The following is a 17581-nucleotide window of genomic DNA, read 5'->3' as shown; positions in this document are numbered from 1 at the left end:
CCGTGTTGCTCACCGATCTCGCTGAGCAACTCGACACCGCGGCCCCGAGGATTACCGGCGAGCTGATCGACCAAGCCGGTACTTGTCTTCTCGACGCACTGGCCTGTGCCTACGGCGGACGCGACCTGCCGTGGGCCAGGCAGGCCAGGGCGATCGCGGGCAGCGGTGACGACGCCACGATCTGGGCGACCGGCGGCCGAAGGGCAGGGCTCGCGGACGCGGTGTTCGCGAATTCCGTTGCCTGTCATGCGTTGCTGCACGAGGACACGCATGCCGAAAGCCGGGTGCATCCCGGGACGGTGGTGATTCCGGCGGCGCTGGCGATCGGGGAACGCCTGCGCTCGCCGTTGCCCGCGCTGCTGCGGGCGATCGTCCTCGGCTACGAGGCCATCGCGCAGGTTTCGGCCGCAGTGCTGACCGAGGAGTTCGGCGTACGCGGATGGCGGGCCAGCAGTGTCTTCGGTCCCTTTGGCGCCGCGGCTGCGGCGGCGCATTTGCTGGGGCTCAGTCCAGTGGCCACCGCGCACGCGTTCGGGATTGCTGCCAGCTCCGCTGCGGGGCTGTGCCAGTGGGCGCACGACGGGACCACCGAGGTGTTCTTCCAGAACGCCGGTGCGTCGCGGGCAGGCGTCGTCGCGGCGCTGCTCGCCCAGGAAGGCGCGACCGGTGCGGCGTCGGCGGTGGACGGGATTTTCGGCCTGCGCCAGGCATTCGGCGGCGCACAGGACGAAGCCCGGCCACCGGACGTCCGGCTGGACCGGATGGCGATCTCGCAGACGTTTTTCAAGGCGTACCCGTCGTGTGCGTTGACTCAGGAACCGATCGACGCGGCCATCGTCCTTGCCGGACAAGGAATCCACCCCGAGCAGGTCGTCGAAGCCACGGTGTACACGTCCAGCGTGGCGGCGCGCTATCCGGGCTGTGACAACGCGACTGCCTTGGCAGCACCGATTTCCCGGCAGATGAGCCTGCAGTTCGCGGTGGCGGCCGCGTTGACCGACGGCGCGATCCGTCCGGACCGCTATGCCGGAGCGCTCGATCCGGGGCTGGCGAAGCTGGCGGCGCGGATCTCGGTAGCAGTGGATCCCGTTGCGGACGCGGCTTTTCCGGCGCGCCGGGACGCGCGAGTGGCAGTCCGGCTCGCCGACGGACGCGTCGTGTCCGCGGAAAGCCGGGAGCAGGCACCGGTATCCGTGCCCGAGAAGTTCCGTTCCTATGCGGAACCGGTGCTGGGCGCGGGAATCGACCCGGTACTGCGGGCCGTCCGGGAACCCTTCTCCGGCGCCGATTCCGCGGAGTTCGCCGCGCATCTGCGCTGAATCGACAAGTTGTCGCTTGACTCGACACTGTGTCGTGTCTAATCTGGCTCGCAGGCCGGGAGCCGTTCCACGGAAGGACAATGACGTTGCGTTCCGAAGTCACGTTTCAGATCGGGTGCGACATCGGCGGTACGTTCACCGACGTCGTCGCGCTCGCCTCGGACGGACAGTCCTATGCGGACAAGTCCGACACCGTTCCGGACGACCTCGCCGCGGGATTGCTTGCCGCGCTGGAAAATCTCGCCGCCCGTGTCGGGTTGCCCCTGACCGGGCTGCTCGCCGCGACGACGCGGTTCGTGAACGGCACGACCGTGGTGACGAACGCGGTCGCCGAATTGCGCGGCGCGAAGGTCGGGCTGATCACCACGCAGGGCTTCGGCGACAACCTGCTGATCGCGCGGTCGGCCCGCAACGCGCACCGCGACCACCACAAGCAGCTCAGCCTTCCGCAGATCGTCGCTCGCGAGAACGTGCTCGAGGTGCCCGAGCGGATCGACCGCAAGGGCCGGGTCGTCGTTCCGCTCACCGAGCGGCGGGCGCGCGAGGCCGTGGATGCACTGGCGGCCAAGGGAGTCGAGTCGATCGCCGTGTCCCTGTTGTGGGGCTTCGCGAACCCGGAGCACGAGGAACTGCTCGCCTCGATCGTCGAGGCCGAGCATCCGGAGCTGTTCTTGAGCGTCGCGTCGCGGCTGCACCCGGTCATCCGGGAGTACGAGCGGACGATGACCACGGTGCTCAACGCGTTCACCGGGATCCGGGTCGCCGAGTACACCGAGCGGATCGAGCGCGAGCTGGCGGCGCGCGGGCTGCGCGAACCGGTCGCGTTCATGCAGGGCTTCGGCGGCACGTCGAGCGCGGCGGAAGCCCGGCAGCGACCCATCACGCTCATCGACTCCGGACCGGCCGGCGGCGTGATCGGGGCGCGGGCGCTGGCTGACCGGCTCGGCCTCAAGGACATCGTCACCGCGGACATGGGCGGCACGTCGTTCGACGTCTCGGTGCTGCGCGACGCGACTCCGAACGTCACCCGGCGAGTGATGCTGGGGGAGCGGTTCCTGACCGCGCTGTCCAAGATCGACGTGCTGCCCATCGGCACCGGCGGCGGCAGCATCGCGTGGCTGGATTCGCGTGGAGTTCCGCAGGTCGGGCCGCACAGCGCGGGAGCCGAGCCGGGGCCGATCTGCTACGGCAAGGGCGGCGCCCGTCCGACGGTGACCGACGCGTCCGCGGTGCTCGGGCTGCTGGATTCCGGGTCCTTTCTGGACGGTCGCCGGGCGCTCGACACCGACAGTGCCAGCGAAGCCCTCGCCCGCGAGATCGGGAAACCGCTGGGCGTGGACGCGGTTCAGGCCGCGGCGGCGGTGCACCGGATGGTGGTCGCGGACATGGGCAACGCGGTCCGCGCCGTGACGGTGGAGCGCGGGCACGATCCGCGCCGGTTCGCGATGGTGGCTTTCGGCGGCGCGCTCGGCCTGTTCGCCGCGGACATCGCCCGTTCGGTCGGCATCCGGCAGATCGTGATCCCGGCCGAAGCCGCGGTGTTCTCCGCGCGCGGGCTGCTTTCCAGCGACGACGTGCGCACCCGCGCGCGCTCGGTGATGTGGCAGGGCGGCGGGGCCGAGGCGGTGCACGCCGCGCTTAAGGAACTCGACGCGGAACTCGTCGAGGCGTTGCACACCGCGGGCTATCCGGACGACCGGATCGACGTCCGCTGGGAAGGCGACTTCAAGTTCCTTGGCCAGCAATGGGAACTGCGGGTGCCGATCCCGCGCCGGGACGAGTTCGGCGAAGCGGACCTGGTCGCGATCCAGGACGGGTTCGCCGCGCGCTACGAGCAGGAGTACGGCGAGGGCACGGCTTGGGTGGGCAGCCCGGTGGTACTGATGTCGGTGCGGGTCACCGCGACCGGCCGGGTCGACTTCTTCGAACCGGCCAAGCAGGCGCCGACCGGCGACGCGGCCGAACCGGTCGGACGCAGGCGGATCCGGCGGGCCGGAGAGTCCGAAGTGGACGTCTACGACGCGCGGCGGATCACCGCCGGGGCCAGGATATCCGGCCCGGCGCTGATCGAACACTCGCTGACCACCGTCTCGCTGCCCGAGGGCTGGGAACTGAACGTGGACGGCTGGGGCAACTACCTGCTGACCGACACCGCCCGGACGACCGGGTGCACCGGGGAGGAAACCGCATGACCGCCGCCGCGACCGGGCTCGACCCGGTGGACGTCGAAATTCTCGCCAAGGCACTGGACAACGTCGCCGCGGAAATGGGCGTGGTGATGATGCGCGCCTCCGGCAGCCCCGCGATCGCCGAGGCGGTGGACTTCTCCACCTTCATCGCCGACGCCGAGGGCGACATCATCAGCTACGCCGGCTACATCACGATGTACCTGGGCGCGGCCCGCCAGGCGGTCCGGCACCTGCTCGCGACGTATCCCCGCGAGCAGATCCGGCCGGGGGACATGTTCCTCTGCAACGACCCGTTCACCACCGGCAACGCGCACGCCGTCGACGTCGGCGTGGTGCGGCCGATCTTCTTCGGCGAGCAGCTGGTGGCGTGGTGCTGGGCCGAGGCGCACGTCAACGACTTCGGCGGCGCCGCGCCCGGCGGGATGGACCCGACGGCCACCGAGGTCTACGGCGAAGCGCTGCGGCTGCCCGGGGTGAAGATCGTCGACCAGGGGCGTCCGGTCGAGGACGTGTGGCGGATCATCGAGACGAACATCCGGGTGCCGGAGCTGGTGCTCAACGACATCCGGTGTTTCATCGCCGCCTGTCACCGCTGCGACGAACGGCTGCAGGCGCTCGTCGAGCAGTACGGGGCGGACACTTTCCGCCGGTATGTCGAGGCCGCCAAGGACCTGGCCGAGCAGGCCGTCCGGCGCAGGATCGCGGATTTGCCGAAGGGCACGTTCACCGCCGAGGAATTCGCCGAGCACAATGGGCACGCCGACGAGCTGTATCCGATCCGCTGCACGCTCACCGTCAGCGAGGACGCGCTGCGGTTCGACCTGATCGAGTCCGCGCCGCAGACCGACGGGTTCATCAACGTCAGCGCGGCGACCACGCTGGGCGCGGTCGTCTCCCCGCTGCTGATCACCCTGCTGCCGGACCTGCCGATCAACCAGGGCACGCTGCGCCCGATCGAGGTGGTGACCCGGCCGGGCACGATCTGCGACGCGCGCCAGCCCGCGCCGATGGGGGCCGGGCACATCGAGACCGGGTTCCGGATCGGGAAGGTGGTCACCAGGCTGCTCGCCGATTTGCAGGCAGGCAGCGAAAACGCTTTCGTCCGCGAGCACGTGACGGCGCCGTGGCAGGACTCGTGGAGCGCCAGTTTCTTCTACGCTCCCGACGAATCCGGCCGGCTCGTGCCGTTCCCGGACATGAACGGCGGCGGCAGCGGAGCGGGCGCGCAGGCGATCGCGGACGGCATGGACGTCAGCGGCGTGCTCGCCCAGCCGCAGAACAGCATTCCGGACATCGAGATCAACGAGCTCGCCTATCCGGTGCTGTACCTGTGGCGCAAGCTGAACCCGAACTCCGGCGGACCGGGCCGGACCCGGGGCGGCGCGGGCATCGACCTCGCGTTCACGCCGTGGTACACGCCGGGCGGCCAGGAGCACGTCATGGCGGCCTGCTGGCAGGTTCCGCCGTGCGGGGTCTTCGGCGGCTATCCCGGATCCACGAGCGGTTCGGCGCTGGTCACCGGTGCCCAGGCAGACGAGGCGTTCGCCCGAGGCGAGGTCCCGCGCGCCGTCGAGGATCTCGCCGCCGCGCCGAAACCGTTGCAGGGAAAGCAGTTCGGGCTTTCGGTCGGTGCCGGCGACGTGGTGGTGCTGCGGGTCGGCGGCGGTGGCGGCTACGGCGACCCGCTGGAACGCGACCCGGACCTGGTCGCGGCGGATGTGCGTTCGGGCGTGGTGACGGCCGACGCGGCGCGGGTTTCCTACGGCGTCGTGCTCGATGCCGCGGGCGGCCCGGACCTCGCCGAGACCAGTCGGGAGCGGGACCGAATCCGTGCCAGCAGGCGGGAATGGCCCCGGGAAGACGGCTTGGCGGTGCGCCGGAGCCCGGCGCACGAACGGCTGGCCGAACGCGGCCAGTGGTGCCAGCCGAGGCCGGGGGTCGAACTCGCGGAGTACGCCGACCCGGACACCGGAACCCTGCTGCGCGCGGACGTGGTCGTGCACCCGGACGCCCGATGACGGGCCACAACGAAAGGCGGAACGACGTGGTTGCCCCGGATACTTTCCCGGACGCGCTGGCGGCGCTGGCGAAGCTGTTTCCCGGCGAGGAGGCGGTGGTCGCGCCCGAGGGGCGGCTGACCTTCGCCGAATTCGCGCGGCGGTGCGACGAGCTGGCCGGCGCGTTCCGCGCGGCGGGGCTGCGGCCGGGCGAGCGAGTGGGGATCCTGCTGCCGAACGGGCTGCGCTGGCTGGTCACGATGCTCGGCGCGCAGCGGGCCGGGCTGGTCGCGGTGCCGGTCAACACCTGGTACCGGTCGGCGGAGCTGGCGCACCTGGTGGGCACCGCAGACCTGCGGCTGGTGGTCACCGAACAGCGGGTGTTCGGCAAGGACATGCTCGCCGAGCTCACCGCGGCCGGGCACGGCGAGGTCTTCGAGCCCAGAGCCCGCGCCGACGGGTATCTGGGCGCGCTCTTCTGGCCGTCCGCCGAGCCGTTCCCGTCCGGGCTCGAGCCCGCCCCGGCTCCGGAACGCAGCGCGGGACCCGACGACCTCGCGATGATCCTCTACACCAGCGGCAGCACGGCGCTCCCGAAGGCGGTGCCGCTGGAACACGGCAAGCTGCTGCGCAACGGGTACGAGATGGGCGAGCGGATGCACGTCGGTCCGGGCGACCGGCTGTGGTTCGCGATGCCGTTGTTCTTCGGCTACGGGGCCTGCAACGCGCTGCCGGTCGCGCTGAGCCACGGCCTGACCTTGTGCGTCGAGGAAAAGGTCGACGGCGACGCGTCGCTGGCCTTCATCGAGCGCGAACGGTGCACTGTCTCCTATGGGCTCGCGACGGCGGTCCGGGCGCTGCTGGCCGCGCCGAGTTTCGGCAGCCGGGACATTTCCTCGCTGCGGACCGGCCCGGTCGGGTTCAACGCCGAGGACAAGCGGCTGGCCATCGAAGGACTCGGCATCACCGAGGCGTGCAGCGCCTACGGGCTGACCGAGTCCTACGGCTTCGTGACCATGACCGACGCGAGCGACCTGCCGGAAGTCAAGCTGCACACCCAGGGCAGGCGGCTGCCGACCCAGGAGATCCGCATCGTGGACAAGTCCGGGGCGGTGTGCCCGCCCGGCGCCACCGGCGAGATCGAGATCCGGGGCTGCGTGATCGACGGCTACCTCAGCGGGTCGGACGTCAGCGGCGGCACGCATTCCCCGGACGGCTGGTTCCGCACCGGCGACCTCGGGTCGGTCGACGCGGACGGGCGGCTGTCGTTCGGCGGCCGGTGGAAGGAAATGCTCAAGATCAAGGGCATCAACGTCGCGCCGGTGGAGATCGAGGGCATCCTCGGCGAGCACGCCGAGGTCGACCAGGCGTACGTCTTCGGACTGTCCACTCCGGACGGCGACCAGGAGATGGCCTGCGTCATCGTCGCGGACGAGCGCAGCGGCGCCGACGGGACCGAACTGGCGGACCGGCTGCGGGAGTACGTCCGGTCGCGGGCCGCGAGCTACAAGGTGCCCGCCCGGGTCGTGGTGCTGGATTCGGCCGCGGTGCCGCAGACGCACACCGGCAAGGTCAGCAAGCTCAAGCTGCGCGAGATGCTGGAGGCGGCGGGATGACCGGGCGGCGCACCCCGGCGTTCGCGGACCTGCCGACGCTGCCGGACCGGGACGAGCACCACGCGTGGGACGTGTGGGGGCGCGCGGACGAAATCGGCACGCTCAACCTGATCGGCCCGCAGCAGCGGCTCGCCGCGGCGAAGACGGTGCGCAGCGGGCAGATGATCTCGCTGACTCTGCCGCTGAACGAACCCGCTCCCGGGCTGTTCGAGGAACGCGAGCTGTTCCGGCACGTCGTGGAGGACACCGCGGCCGGGCACGACGACCGGCTGGACGGGTTCTACCTGCAGGGTTCCTCGCAGTGGGACGGGCTGCGACACATCAACGCCGGACGGCACGGGTACTGGGGCGGCCGCAGCGAAGCCGACCTGGCGAGCAGCGAGGTGCTGGGCGTCGACCGGTGGGCCGAGCACGGCTTCGGCGGGCGCGGGGTGCTGGTCGACGTCGCCGGGCACCTCGCGGCGCAAGGCACGCCGCTCGCTCCGGACGAGCCGGTGGAGATCACCGCCGCGCTGCTCGACGAGGTCGCCGCCGCGCAGGGAACCGTCTTCGAATCCGGGGACATCCTCGTGGTCCGCACCGGATGGACGGAGTGGTACCGGGAGCTGCCAGAGCGGGAGCGGGCCGCGCTGCGCGGGACGATCGGCACCGGTTTCGCTTGCCCCGGACTGGAGTCGGCGAAGGACATGGCCGGGTACCTCTGGGACCGGGAGTTCGCCGCGGTCGCGATGGACAACGTCGGCGTCGAGGTCTTCCCGGTGAACCGCGCCAAGGGCTTCCTGCACCGCCGGCTGATCGCGTTGCAGGGCATGCCGCTGGGCGAGCTGTGGCTGCTGGACCGGCTCGCGCGGGCGTGTGCGGAACGGGGGAGCTACGAGTTCCTCCTCGTCTCCGGGGTGCTGCCGCTGCCGCGCGGGGTCGGCAGCCCCGCGAACGCGCACGCGATTCTCTGACGCTTCGAGAAAGGAACGAACATGCCGCTAGGACCGGTACGCCAGGTGGCGATAGTCGGGATCGGCATCACCGAGCTGTCCCGGAAATCCGCGCGCAGCGGTCTCGACCTGGCCGCCGAGGCGCTCCAGTCCGGGCTGGACGACGCCGGGCTGAGCGCCGGGGACGTGGACGGGCTGTTCACGAACGTCGGCTATCCGCTGTCGATCGATTACGACCGGATGGCGGAGGCGTTCGGACTGCGGATCCGCGCCGCCGTGCAGACCTGGAGCCACGGCCGCTTCGTCGGTCCCGCGCTGCAAGCGGCCGCCCAGGCCGTGGCGCTCGGCACCACCGAGGTCGCCGCCTGCCTGGCCGGGGTGTCATTCTCCGGACTGGGCATGGTCGGCGGCGCGGGCGACGCGGAAGGGCTGCGGCAAGGCGGCGGCTCGCACGGGGAACTGCCGCAGTACGGCATGACCGCTCCCGGTGCGGGCGCGGCGATGGCGTTCCGCCGGTACTGCGAGCGGTACGGCGTCGACCCCGCGCTGATCTCCGCGGTGCCGATGGCCATGCGCCGCCACGCCCGGCTCAACCCGAACGCGCAGATGACCAAACCGCTGGAACAAGCGGACTACGACGCGCAGCCGTACATCGTGGAACCGTTGCGCCGTCCGGACTTCGCGCTGCTCAGCGACGGCGGTGCCTGCCTGCTGGTGACCACTGTGGAGCGAGCGCGCGATCTGCGGCAGCCCGCGGTGATCGTCTCCGGAATGCAGGGCCTGCGCGCCGGCCGGGACGAGTTCATCTTCGCACCGCCCGGGCTGGGCGTGTTCACCCAAGGCGACGAGCGCCGGGTCGAGGACCATCCGGTGTACGCGATGGCGGGGCTGTCCGGGCCGGGTGACGTGGATTCGCTGCAGCTCTACGACGCTTTCTCGCCCAATGTGGTGTTCGTGCTGGAGCGGTTCGGCTTCACCGGCGAAGGCCAAGCTCTCGAATGGCTGCAGGACGGCCGGATCGAGCTCGGCGGGGAACTGCCGGTCAACACCGCGGGCGGGCTGCTGTCCGAGGCACACCTCTGCGGCTGGGGGCACATGGCCGAGGCGGTCCGCCAGATCCGCGGCCAGGCCGGAGACCGCCAGGTGACCGGATGCGAGGTCGTCCAGTGGGCGACGCCGTTCGGCGATTCGACTGTCTTCACGAAGGACCGGTGACCACGATGACCACTGCGCGACCTCTTCCGCTTCGCTACCCCGAGGACGTCGAACACCTCGACGGCGCGGCTCGCGGCGAACTGCGCGTGCCGGTGTGCGGCTCGTGCGGCGTGGCGTTCTGGCCGCCGTCGCCGGTGTGTCCGCGCGATTTCCGCCGCGACGTCGAGTGGACGATCGACGCCGGGACCGGCCGGGTGCACAGCTGGGTCCGGTTCCACAAGCGGTACTTCGAGGGCGACGACGTGCCGTACGTCGTGGTGCAGGTCCGGCTCGACAGCGGCCCGAACCTGACGACGACGTGGACCGGCTCCGGCGATCCCGTGCTCGGCGAACCGGTCGTCGTGTCGTTCCGCGAGGTCGGCGACGGGGTGTGGCTGCCGGAATTCGGGCCGGGGGAGCGGGCGTGAACCTGTCTCGTGAACTGGCGGCCCGGATCGGACCGGTCGGCGTGTGGCTGTCCGTCCTGGCGGAGGTCCCCGCTGCCGAGGCCGCGAAGGCGGCGCGGGTGGTCGAGGACCTCGGGTACGGTGCTCTGTGGATCGGGGAATCCCCGGCGCACAAGGAAATCTTCACCAACGCCGCGTTGCTGCTGTCGGCGACCACACGGCTGACCGTGGCCACCGGGGTAGCCACCATCTGGGCCCGGGACGCGGTCGCCACTGAAGGCGCGGCCCAGACTCTCGGCGAGGCTTTCCCCGGACGGTTCGTGCTCGGTCTCGGCGCCAGCCACGCGGAGGCCGGACGCGGGAGCGGCCATGACCGGCCGCTGACGGCGTTGCGCGAGTACCTCGATGTGCTGGACAGCGACCGTTACCAGGGGCCGCGCCCGGAACGCGCAGTGCCGCGGGTGCTGGCGGCGTTGCGGCCCCGGATGCAGGAACTCGCCCGCGACCGGGCCGCCGGAATGCACTCGTTCTTCGTGCCGCCCGCGCATACCGCCGCCGCCCGGGAACGGCTCGGTCCGGAACCGTTGCTCGTTCCGGAACAGGCGGTGGTTGTCGACCCAGACGCTGTGCGGGCGCGCGAGGTGGCGCGGAAGCACATCGCGACCCGGCTGGCACTGCGGAATTACGTGAATCACTTGCGCGCCTTGGGTTTCGGGGACGCCGACTTCGCCGACGGCGGGAGCGACCGGCTGGTGGACGAGCTGGTCGTCTGCGGTGATCCGCAACTGGTGGCGGCGCGGGTTCGCGAGCATCTCGCCGCGGGGGCCGACCACGTGGCGATCCATCCGTTGACCGGTACGCCGGGTGTCGAGCCGGTGCTGGACCAGCTTCGGGCGCTGGTTTCCGAGGGAGGAATTCCGTCGTGACTGATCGTTATCGCGCGGTCGAAGGGCAGTTCCAGCTGACCGGCGTCCAGGCGCTGGCCCGGCTGCCCTTCGACGTCCGCCGCGCCGACCAGCGGGCGGGGCTGCGCACAGCGGCGTTCGTCTCCGGCTACGAGGGCTCGCCGCTCGGCGGATACGACCTCGAACTCGGCAAACAGGCCGAACTGCTGGCCGAGCACGACGTCGTGTTCAAACCGGGCGTCAACGAGGAACTGGCGGCCACCGCGGTGCAGGGCGCGCAGCTGGCGGCCCAGTCGGAGAACCGGCGGGTCGACGGCGTCACCGGCTACTGGTACGGCAAGTCTCCTGGCCTGGACCGCGCCTCGGATGCCTTGCGGCACAACAATCTCATGGGCACCCACCGCCTCGGCGGCGCGCTGGCGCTGGTCGGCGACGACCCGGGCGCGAAGTCCTCGACGGTGCCCGGCAGCTCCGAACTGCTGCTGGCCGACCTGGGCCTGCCGACGCTGTACCCGGCGGATCCGCAGGAGGTGCTCGACCTCGGGCAGCACGCGGTCGCGCTGTCGCGGGCCTGCGGGCTCTGGGTCGGGTTCAAGATCGCCACCAACGTCGCCGACGGGACCGGCGCCGTGCGCGTCGATCCCGGCCGGTTCCGTTCCGTGGCACCGGATCCGGTGGTCGACGGGCGGCCGTTCGTCCACGAGATGACCGCCCGGATGCTGCAGCCGGACCTCGGCAGGCTGGAGCGCAGCCGGGACGGCGCGCGGCTCGAACTCGCCCGTCGTTACGCCGCGGCCAACAGGCTGAACACGATCGTCGGCGGTCGCGATGCCCGGATCGGGATCGTCGCCGCGGGCAAGACCTATCACGATCTCCGCCAGGCGCTGGAGATCCTGGGCCTGGACGAGTCCGAATTGGAGCGGCGCGGTGTCCGGCTGCTGCGGCTCGCGATGGTGCACCCGCTCGACCCCGAAATCGTCGCCCGGTTCGCGGCGGGACTGCGCGAAATCGTGGTCGTGGAAGAGAAACGCTCCTTCATCGAGACCGCGGTCAAAGACCTGCTCTACGGCCGCGCCGACGCTCCGGCGGTCACCGGCAAACGCGGACCCGACGGCACGGCGCTGGTCCCGGCCGACGGGGAACTGGATCCGGACCGCATTGCCGCGGCGCTCGCGCTCCGGTTGCGTGCGCATGGCGGCTTCCCGTCCGTGGAATCCTGGCGGGCCCCGCGACGCACGATCGCGCTTCCGCTCGCCGCGCGCACGCCGTACTTCTGCTCGGGCTGCCCGCACAACTCGTCCACGAAGACGCCGGAGGGTTCGCTGGTCGGCGCCGGGATCGGATGTCACAGCCTGGTCCTGATGACCGGGCGCGAGGACTACGGCGACATCACCGGACTGACCCAGATGGGCGGCGAGGGCACGCAATGGGTCGGCATGTCGCCATTCGTGCGCGACGACCACCTGGTGCAGAACCTCGGCGACGGCACCTTCCACCACTCCGGCAGCCTGGCGGTGCGCGCGGCCGTCGCGTCCGGGGTCAACATCACCTACAAACTGCTGTACAACTCGGCCGTCGCGATGACCGGCGGGCAGCAGCCGACCGGGGGCATGACCGTTCCCCAAGTGATCGCGGCGATGCGGGCCGAGGGCGTGCGCCGGATCATCGTCACCACCGAGGAACCGGCGCGGTACCGGCGGGTGCGGCTGGGCCGCGGCGTGCGGGTCTGGCACCGGGACCGGCTGGCCGAAGCGCAGGAGACGCTCGCCCGCGTCCCGGGCGTGACGATGCTGATCCACGACCAGGAGTGCGCGACCGAACTGCGCCGCAAACGCAAGCGCGGGCTCGCCCCGGAACCGCCGCAGCACGCGGTGATCAACGAACGCGTCTGCGAGGGTTGCGGCGACTGCGGGGAGAAGTCGAACTGCCTTTCGGTGCAGCCGGTCGACACCGAGTTCGGCCGCAAGACCCGGATCGACCAGTCGTCCTGCAACAAGGATTTCTCGTGCCTGGACGGGGATTGCCCGTCGTTCCTCACCGTGCTTCCCGGCAAGAGCGCGGGGAAACGGCCGCTTGCCGAACCGTTGGCGGCACCGCTTCCGGAGCCGAAGCGGACGGTCTCGGCTGAGCGCTTCACGGTGCGGGTGACCGGGGTCGGCGGCTCGGGCGTGGTCACGCTGTCGCAGATCCTCGCGACCGCGGCGAGCATCGCCGGGCTGCCGGTGCGGTCGCTGGACCAGACCGGGCTCGCACAGAAGGGCGGTGCGGTCGTCTCCGACGTCAAGATCGGCGCGGCGCACGCGAACAAGGCGAGCGACGGCGAGTGCGACCTCTACCTCGGCGCCGACGTGCTCGTCGCCGCGGACCCGCGCTACCTCGCCGTCGCCGATTCACGCCGGACCACTGCGGTGGTTTCGACCTCGAAGGTCCCGACCGGGGCGATGGTTGCCGACACCAGCGTCACGTTCCCGGAGGAAACGGCGTTGCTCGACCGGCTCCGCGAAGCGACCGGAACCGTGACCGCGCTGGACGCCCGGGAAATGGCCGAGGTGTTGTTCGGCCAGGACCAGTACGCCAACCTCCTGCTGACCGGGGTGGCGTACCAGCGCGGCGCGCTGCCGATCCCGGCCGAGGCGATCGAAGAAGCCATCTCCCGCAACGGGGTTCGGGTCGAGACCAACGTGCAGGCGTTCCGCCGCGGTCGGCAGTGGGTCGCGGACCAGGGGGCGCTGGCGGCTGTGCTCGCGAGCTTGCGCGGAGAACCCGAAGCGGAGCCCGCGCTGACTCCGGTAGCCCGCGAACTTCTGTCCACTGTCGGCGAGAGTGCTGAACTGGCGCGGCTGCTGCGGGTCCGGGTGCCGGATCTGATCGCGTACCAGAACGTCGCCTACGCACGGCGTTACGTGGAGCAGGTCGAACGGGTGCGCCGTGCCGAGTCCAGCGCGGTCCCGGGTTCGACGGCGCTGACCGAGGCGGTAGCGCGGAATCTGTACAAACTCATGGCCTACAAGGACGAGTACGAGGTCGCGCGGCTTTCGCTGGATCCGGCGCAGGAACGCCAGGTCCGCGCGCGATTCGGGGCCGACGCCCGCATCGCGTACCGGTTGCATCCGCCGGTGCTGAAGGCGCTCGGCATGCGCCGCAAGATCGAACTGGGACCGTGGTTCAAGCCGGTTTTCCGGGTGCTGGTGGCGGGACGGCGGTTGCGGGGCACCCCGCTGGACCCGTTCGGCCGTGCCGCGGTCCGGCGGCTGGAACGGGATTTGATCGCCGAATACGAACGGGTCGTCGGCGAGCTGGCCGAGCGGCTGGACCCGGAAAACCATGCCCTGGCAGTGGAAACGGCTCTCTTGCCCGATCTGGTGCGCGGGTACGAGGACGTCAAGCTCGGCACGGTCGCGACATACCGGAGCACGCTCGCGCAGCGGATGGACGAGTTCCGTGCGGCGAAAGCTGGTGCGCCGTGCTGAACGAACTCCGCCGGGCCTTGCCTGCTGGCCGGGTCCTCACTGATCCGGATGTCCTCGCTGCCTACGCCCACGACGAGGCGGTCTGGGCTCCGCACGAGCTGCCGTTGGCTGTCGTGCGGGCGCACACCGCCGAGGAGATTCAGCAGACCGTGCAGGTGTGCCTGCGCCACCGCGTGCCGATCGTGCCGCGCGGGGCTGGCACGGGTCTGTCCGGCGGCGCGAACGCGGTCGGCGGCGGGATCGTGTTGTCCACCGAGCGGATGACCGCCATCCGCGAGATCAACGCCGCCGAGCGGCTCGCGGTGGTCGAACCCGGCGTCGTGAACGAAACCCTGCGGTCGGCGTGCGCGGAACACGGCCTCTGGTACCCGCCGGACCCGGCGAGTGCGCCGTGGTCGACCATCGGCGGCAACGTCGCGACCAACGCCGGCGGGCTGTGCTGCGTCAAATACGGCGTCACCCGCGATTACGTGCTCGGGATGGAAGTCGTCACCGGGACCGGGGAACTGGTCCGGCTCGGCCGCCGGACCGCGAAAGGCGTGGCCGGATACGACCTCACCGGGCTGATGGTCGGCTCGGAAGGCACGCTCGGCATCGTCACCGAGGTCACCGTTCGGCTGCGCGGCGCGCGGGCCAGCGAACGCACAGTCGCCGGGTATTTCCCCAGCCTGTCGGCGGCGGGAGACGCGGTCGCGGCCGTCAGCGAGTCGGGTGTGGTGCCGTCGGCGCTGGAGCTGATCGACCGGCACACCCTCGCCGCGGTGGACGCCTGGAAGAACATGGGCCTGTCCGCCGAAGCCGAAGCGGTGCTGCTCGGCCGCACCGACGCACCCGGCGAGGACGAGGCAAAGGTGCTGACCGACTGCTTCACCGCGGCCGGAGCCACCTGGGCGGCCGCATCGTCCGACGTGGACGAAGCCGAGGCACTGTTCGCTGCGCGGCGGCTGGCGTATCCGGCGCTCGAACGGCTGGGTCCGGTGCTCACCGAGGACGTCTGCGTACCCCGCGGCGCGGTGCCGGAAATGCTCCGGCGGATCGAAGCCATCGGCACCCGGCATGCCGTGCGGATCGCGAATGTCGCGCACGCCGGGGACGGCAACCTGCATCCGGTGCTCGTCGTCCCGGCCGAGGAAAGGGCACGGGCGGAGGCGGCGTTCGAGGAGATCCTCGACGAGGCGATCGCGCTGGGCGGCACGGTCACCGGGGAACACGGCGTCGGCCTGCTCAAACGCGGCGGGCTCGCCCGGGAACTCAGCCCGGCGGTGCTGGCGATGCACGCGGCGGTCAAGAACGCGCTCGATCCGCACGGAATCCTCAACCCGGGCAAGGTGATCGCGTCGTGCGCGCCGTCGTCCTGACTGCTCCGGGAGAGCTGACGGTCGCTGAGGTGGACTGTCCGGAACCCGGCAGCGGCGAGGTCCTGGTGAAGGTCGCCGCCTGCGGGGTGTGCGGGCACGACCAGGCCGACCGGGCCGGTTTGCTGACCCTTCCGCTGCCCGCGGTGCTTGGTCACGAGATCGCCGGAACCGTCGTCGCCGGTGGAACCCGGTTCGCGGCCGGTGCTCGGGTCGCGGCGAAGCAGTTCGGCACCTGCGGCTGCTGCGAACCGTGCGTGACCGGCGATGAACTGCGCTGTCCGCAGCGTGCGTTCCTCTACGGCGGGTTCGCCGAATACGCCGTGCTGCCGGAATCCGCCCTGCTCCCGGTGCCGCCCGGGGTGTCGCTGGCCGAGGCCGCGGTGGTCGCCTGCGCAGTCGGCACCGGACTGCAAGCTCTCCGCCGGGTGGCGCGCGTCGAGCCCGGCGAGACGGTCCTGGTCACCGGAGCCAGTGGGGGATTGGGGTTGCACGCAGTTCAGGTTGCCGCCGCGCTCGGGGCGCGCGTGCTCGCACTCACCGGGAGCCCGGACAAGGCCGCGCAACTGGGGAATGCCGCTCAGGTGGTGCTCGCCGGAGACACCGCCGGGCAGGACATCCTCGACGCGACCGACGGTCGGGGCGTCGACGTCGTGCTCGACAACACGGGGCACCAATCCGTGTTCCGCCAAGCTTTCCGCGCCCTCGCCCATGCGGGCCGGTACGTGCTGACCGGGCAGGTCAGCGGGGAGCCGATCCGGGTCCACCCGGCTTTTGTGTTCGAGAAGGAAGCCGTCATCACCGGCTCGGGGTCCACGCTGATGCGCACCTTCGCCGACGCGATGGCCTTGGTCGCCGAGCGCCGGGTGCGGCCCGTGGTGACTCCTTACCCGCTCGAAGCCGCAGCGCGTGCTTTCGCTGACCGGGTGACCGGGCGGGCTGTGGTGGTTCCTTCTGGAGGAGAGTCGTGACTAGACCGCTGGCCGGTGTCCATGTCGTGGAGTGCGCGAGTTTCGTCGCCGGACCGACCGGTGGCCTGACTCTCGCGCAACTGGGTGCCGACGTCGTCCGCATCGACCCGATCGGCGGCGGCAGCGATTACCTCCGCTGGCCGGTCGCGCCGACGGGGGAGAGCTACTACTGGGCGTCCCTGAACAAGGGCAAGCGCTCGGTCGCGATCGACCTGCGGAATCCGGAAGGCCGCGAACTGGTTCTCGCCCTGGCCACCGCTCCCGGCCGCGACCGCGGAATCCTCATCGACAACGCGGTCGGCCGCCCTTGGCTGGCCCACGAGCGGCTGGCCGACCGCCGTCCCGACATGATTCACGTGCGCGTCCAGGGATATCCGGACGGACGGCCCGCGGTCGACTACACGGTGAACGCCGAGGTCGGGGTCCCGGGGATCACCGGCAGCGGCGACTGGGCCGCCCCGGTGAACCACGTGCTGCCCGCGTGGGATCTCGTCACCGGGCTGGGCGTCGCGACCGGCTTGCTCGCCGCGCTGCACCGTCGCGACCGCGCCGGCGAAGGGTCCTATGTGGAGCTGGCGTTGTCCGACGTGGCTCTCGCTGGCGTCGCGAACCTGGGCTGGCTGTCGGAAGCCGCTGACCGGCAAGGGGAACGGCCTCGGCACGGCAACCACGTCTACGGCAGTTTCGGCGTCGACTTCGCCTGCCGCGACGACGCCCGCGTGATGGTCGTGGCGCTCACCGACGGCCAGTGGCGCGCGTTGCAGTCGGCCACCGGGACTGCGGAAGTGTTCACCGCACTGGAAAAGGCACTGAACGCTGACCTGCGCGACGAAGCCGAACGGTACCGCCTGCGCGAGACCATCGCGGCGGTCCTGCGGCCGTGGTTCGCCGCGCGCGACCTCGGCGAGGTGGGCAAGGAACTCGACGCCGCCCGGGTCCTGTGGGGCCGCTACCGCGGGATGGCCGACCTCGTGACCGAACACCGCGAGCAAGCCCACGAAGTGCTCGCCGACCTGCAACTGCCCAGCGGCAGCCCGGCCGTCACGGCGCGGTCGCCGCTGCGCTTCTCCGGCGAACGCGGTCCCGCCGGAGCGTGCCCGGCGCTCGGCGCGGACACCGATTCCGTACTGGCCGAAGTGCTCGGCCTCACCGCCGCCGAACTCGGCGGCCTGCACGACCGGCGGGTCATCGCCGCGCCGGAAAACCCGTACAAGGAGGTACGTTGA

The 17581-nt window shown here is 71.2% G+C and carries 12 protein-coding genes; all 12 read left to right on the top strand.

Annotated features, from left to right (window positions below; all coding sequences use genetic code 11):
- Nucleotides 1-2 precede the first annotated feature (2 nt).
- The 12 genes from EIZ44_RS18620 (at nucleotide 3) to EIZ44_RS18570 (ending at nucleotide 17581) form a co-directional block, all read left to right on the top strand.
- On the top strand, nucleotides 3-1319 hold the full coding sequence (locus tag EIZ44_RS18620) for an MmgE/PrpD family protein (protein WP_134730065.1): 1317 nt from the start codon (nucleotides 3-5) through the stop codon (nucleotides 1317-1319).
- Nucleotides 1320-1399: 80 nt separating this feature from the next.
- On the top strand, nucleotides 1400-3511 hold the full coding sequence (locus EIZ44_RS18615; RefSeq protein WP_134730063.1) for a hydantoinase/oxoprolinase family protein: 2112 nt from the start codon (nucleotides 1400-1402) through the stop codon (nucleotides 3509-3511).
- Entirely contained in the window at nucleotides 3508-5526 is a 2019-nt protein-coding gene (locus EIZ44_RS18610) for a hydantoinase B/oxoprolinase family protein (protein WP_037812866.1), read from the top strand. Before EIZ44_RS18615 ends, EIZ44_RS18610 begins: the two co-directional genes overlap by 4 nt.
- Before the next feature lie 26 nt (nucleotides 5527-5552).
- Complete coding sequence (locus tag EIZ44_RS18605) at nucleotides 5553-7121, top strand: class I adenylate-forming enzyme family protein (protein ID WP_037813359.1); 1569 nt, start codon at nucleotides 5553-5555, stop codon at nucleotides 7119-7121.
- Nucleotides 7118-8074 carry a cyclase family protein gene (locus EIZ44_RS18600; RefSeq protein WP_134730061.1) on the top strand — a complete coding sequence of 319 codons (957 nt, stop codon included), beginning with the start codon at nucleotides 7118-7120 and terminating at the stop codon, nucleotides 8072-8074. The genes EIZ44_RS18605 and EIZ44_RS18600 overlap by 4 nt, the downstream gene beginning before the upstream one ends.
- A 21-nt stretch (nucleotides 8075-8095) precedes the next feature.
- Nucleotides 8096-9268 (top strand): thiolase family protein, encoded by a 1173-nt coding sequence (locus EIZ44_RS44755; RefSeq protein WP_037812863.1) that lies wholly within the window; start codon nucleotides 8096-8098, stop codon nucleotides 9266-9268.
- 5 nt (nucleotides 9269-9273) lie between these two features.
- Nucleotides 9274-9675, top strand: coding sequence for a Zn-ribbon domain-containing OB-fold protein (locus EIZ44_RS44750; RefSeq protein WP_167754191.1), 402 nt, complete (start codon nucleotides 9274-9276; stop codon nucleotides 9673-9675).
- Complete coding sequence (locus EIZ44_RS18590) at nucleotides 9672-10580, top strand: TIGR03620 family F420-dependent LLM class oxidoreductase (protein ID WP_078870451.1); 909 nt, start codon at nucleotides 9672-9674, stop codon at nucleotides 10578-10580. Before EIZ44_RS44750 ends, EIZ44_RS18590 begins: the two co-directional genes overlap by 4 nt.
- Nucleotides 10577-14029, top strand: coding sequence for an indolepyruvate ferredoxin oxidoreductase family protein (locus tag EIZ44_RS18585; protein ID WP_134730057.1), 3453 nt, complete (start codon nucleotides 10577-10579; stop codon nucleotides 14027-14029). The genes EIZ44_RS18590 and EIZ44_RS18585 overlap by 4 nt, the downstream gene beginning before the upstream one ends.
- Nucleotides 14023-15387, top strand: coding sequence for an FAD-binding oxidoreductase (locus EIZ44_RS18580; protein ID WP_134730055.1), 1365 nt, complete (start codon nucleotides 14023-14025; stop codon nucleotides 15385-15387). The genes EIZ44_RS18585 and EIZ44_RS18580 overlap by 7 nt, the downstream gene beginning before the upstream one ends.
- Nucleotides 15369-16355 (top strand): alcohol dehydrogenase catalytic domain-containing protein, encoded by a 987-nt coding sequence (locus EIZ44_RS18575; protein ID WP_051728927.1) that lies wholly within the window; start codon nucleotides 15369-15371, stop codon nucleotides 16353-16355. The genes EIZ44_RS18580 and EIZ44_RS18575 overlap by 19 nt, the downstream gene beginning before the upstream one ends.
- Complete coding sequence (locus EIZ44_RS18570) at nucleotides 16352-17581, top strand: CoA transferase (protein ID WP_134730053.1); 1230 nt, start codon at nucleotides 16352-16354, stop codon at nucleotides 17579-17581. The genes EIZ44_RS18575 and EIZ44_RS18570 overlap by 4 nt, the downstream gene beginning before the upstream one ends.

Source organism: Amycolatopsis nivea (genome assembly GCF_004522235.1).
GTDB lineage: Bacteria > Actinomycetota > Actinomycetes > Mycobacteriales > Pseudonocardiaceae > Amycolatopsis > Amycolatopsis nivea.
The sequence above is the reverse complement of the archived record's forward strand: the minus strand, read 5'-3'. Positions and strand labels throughout refer to the sequence as shown.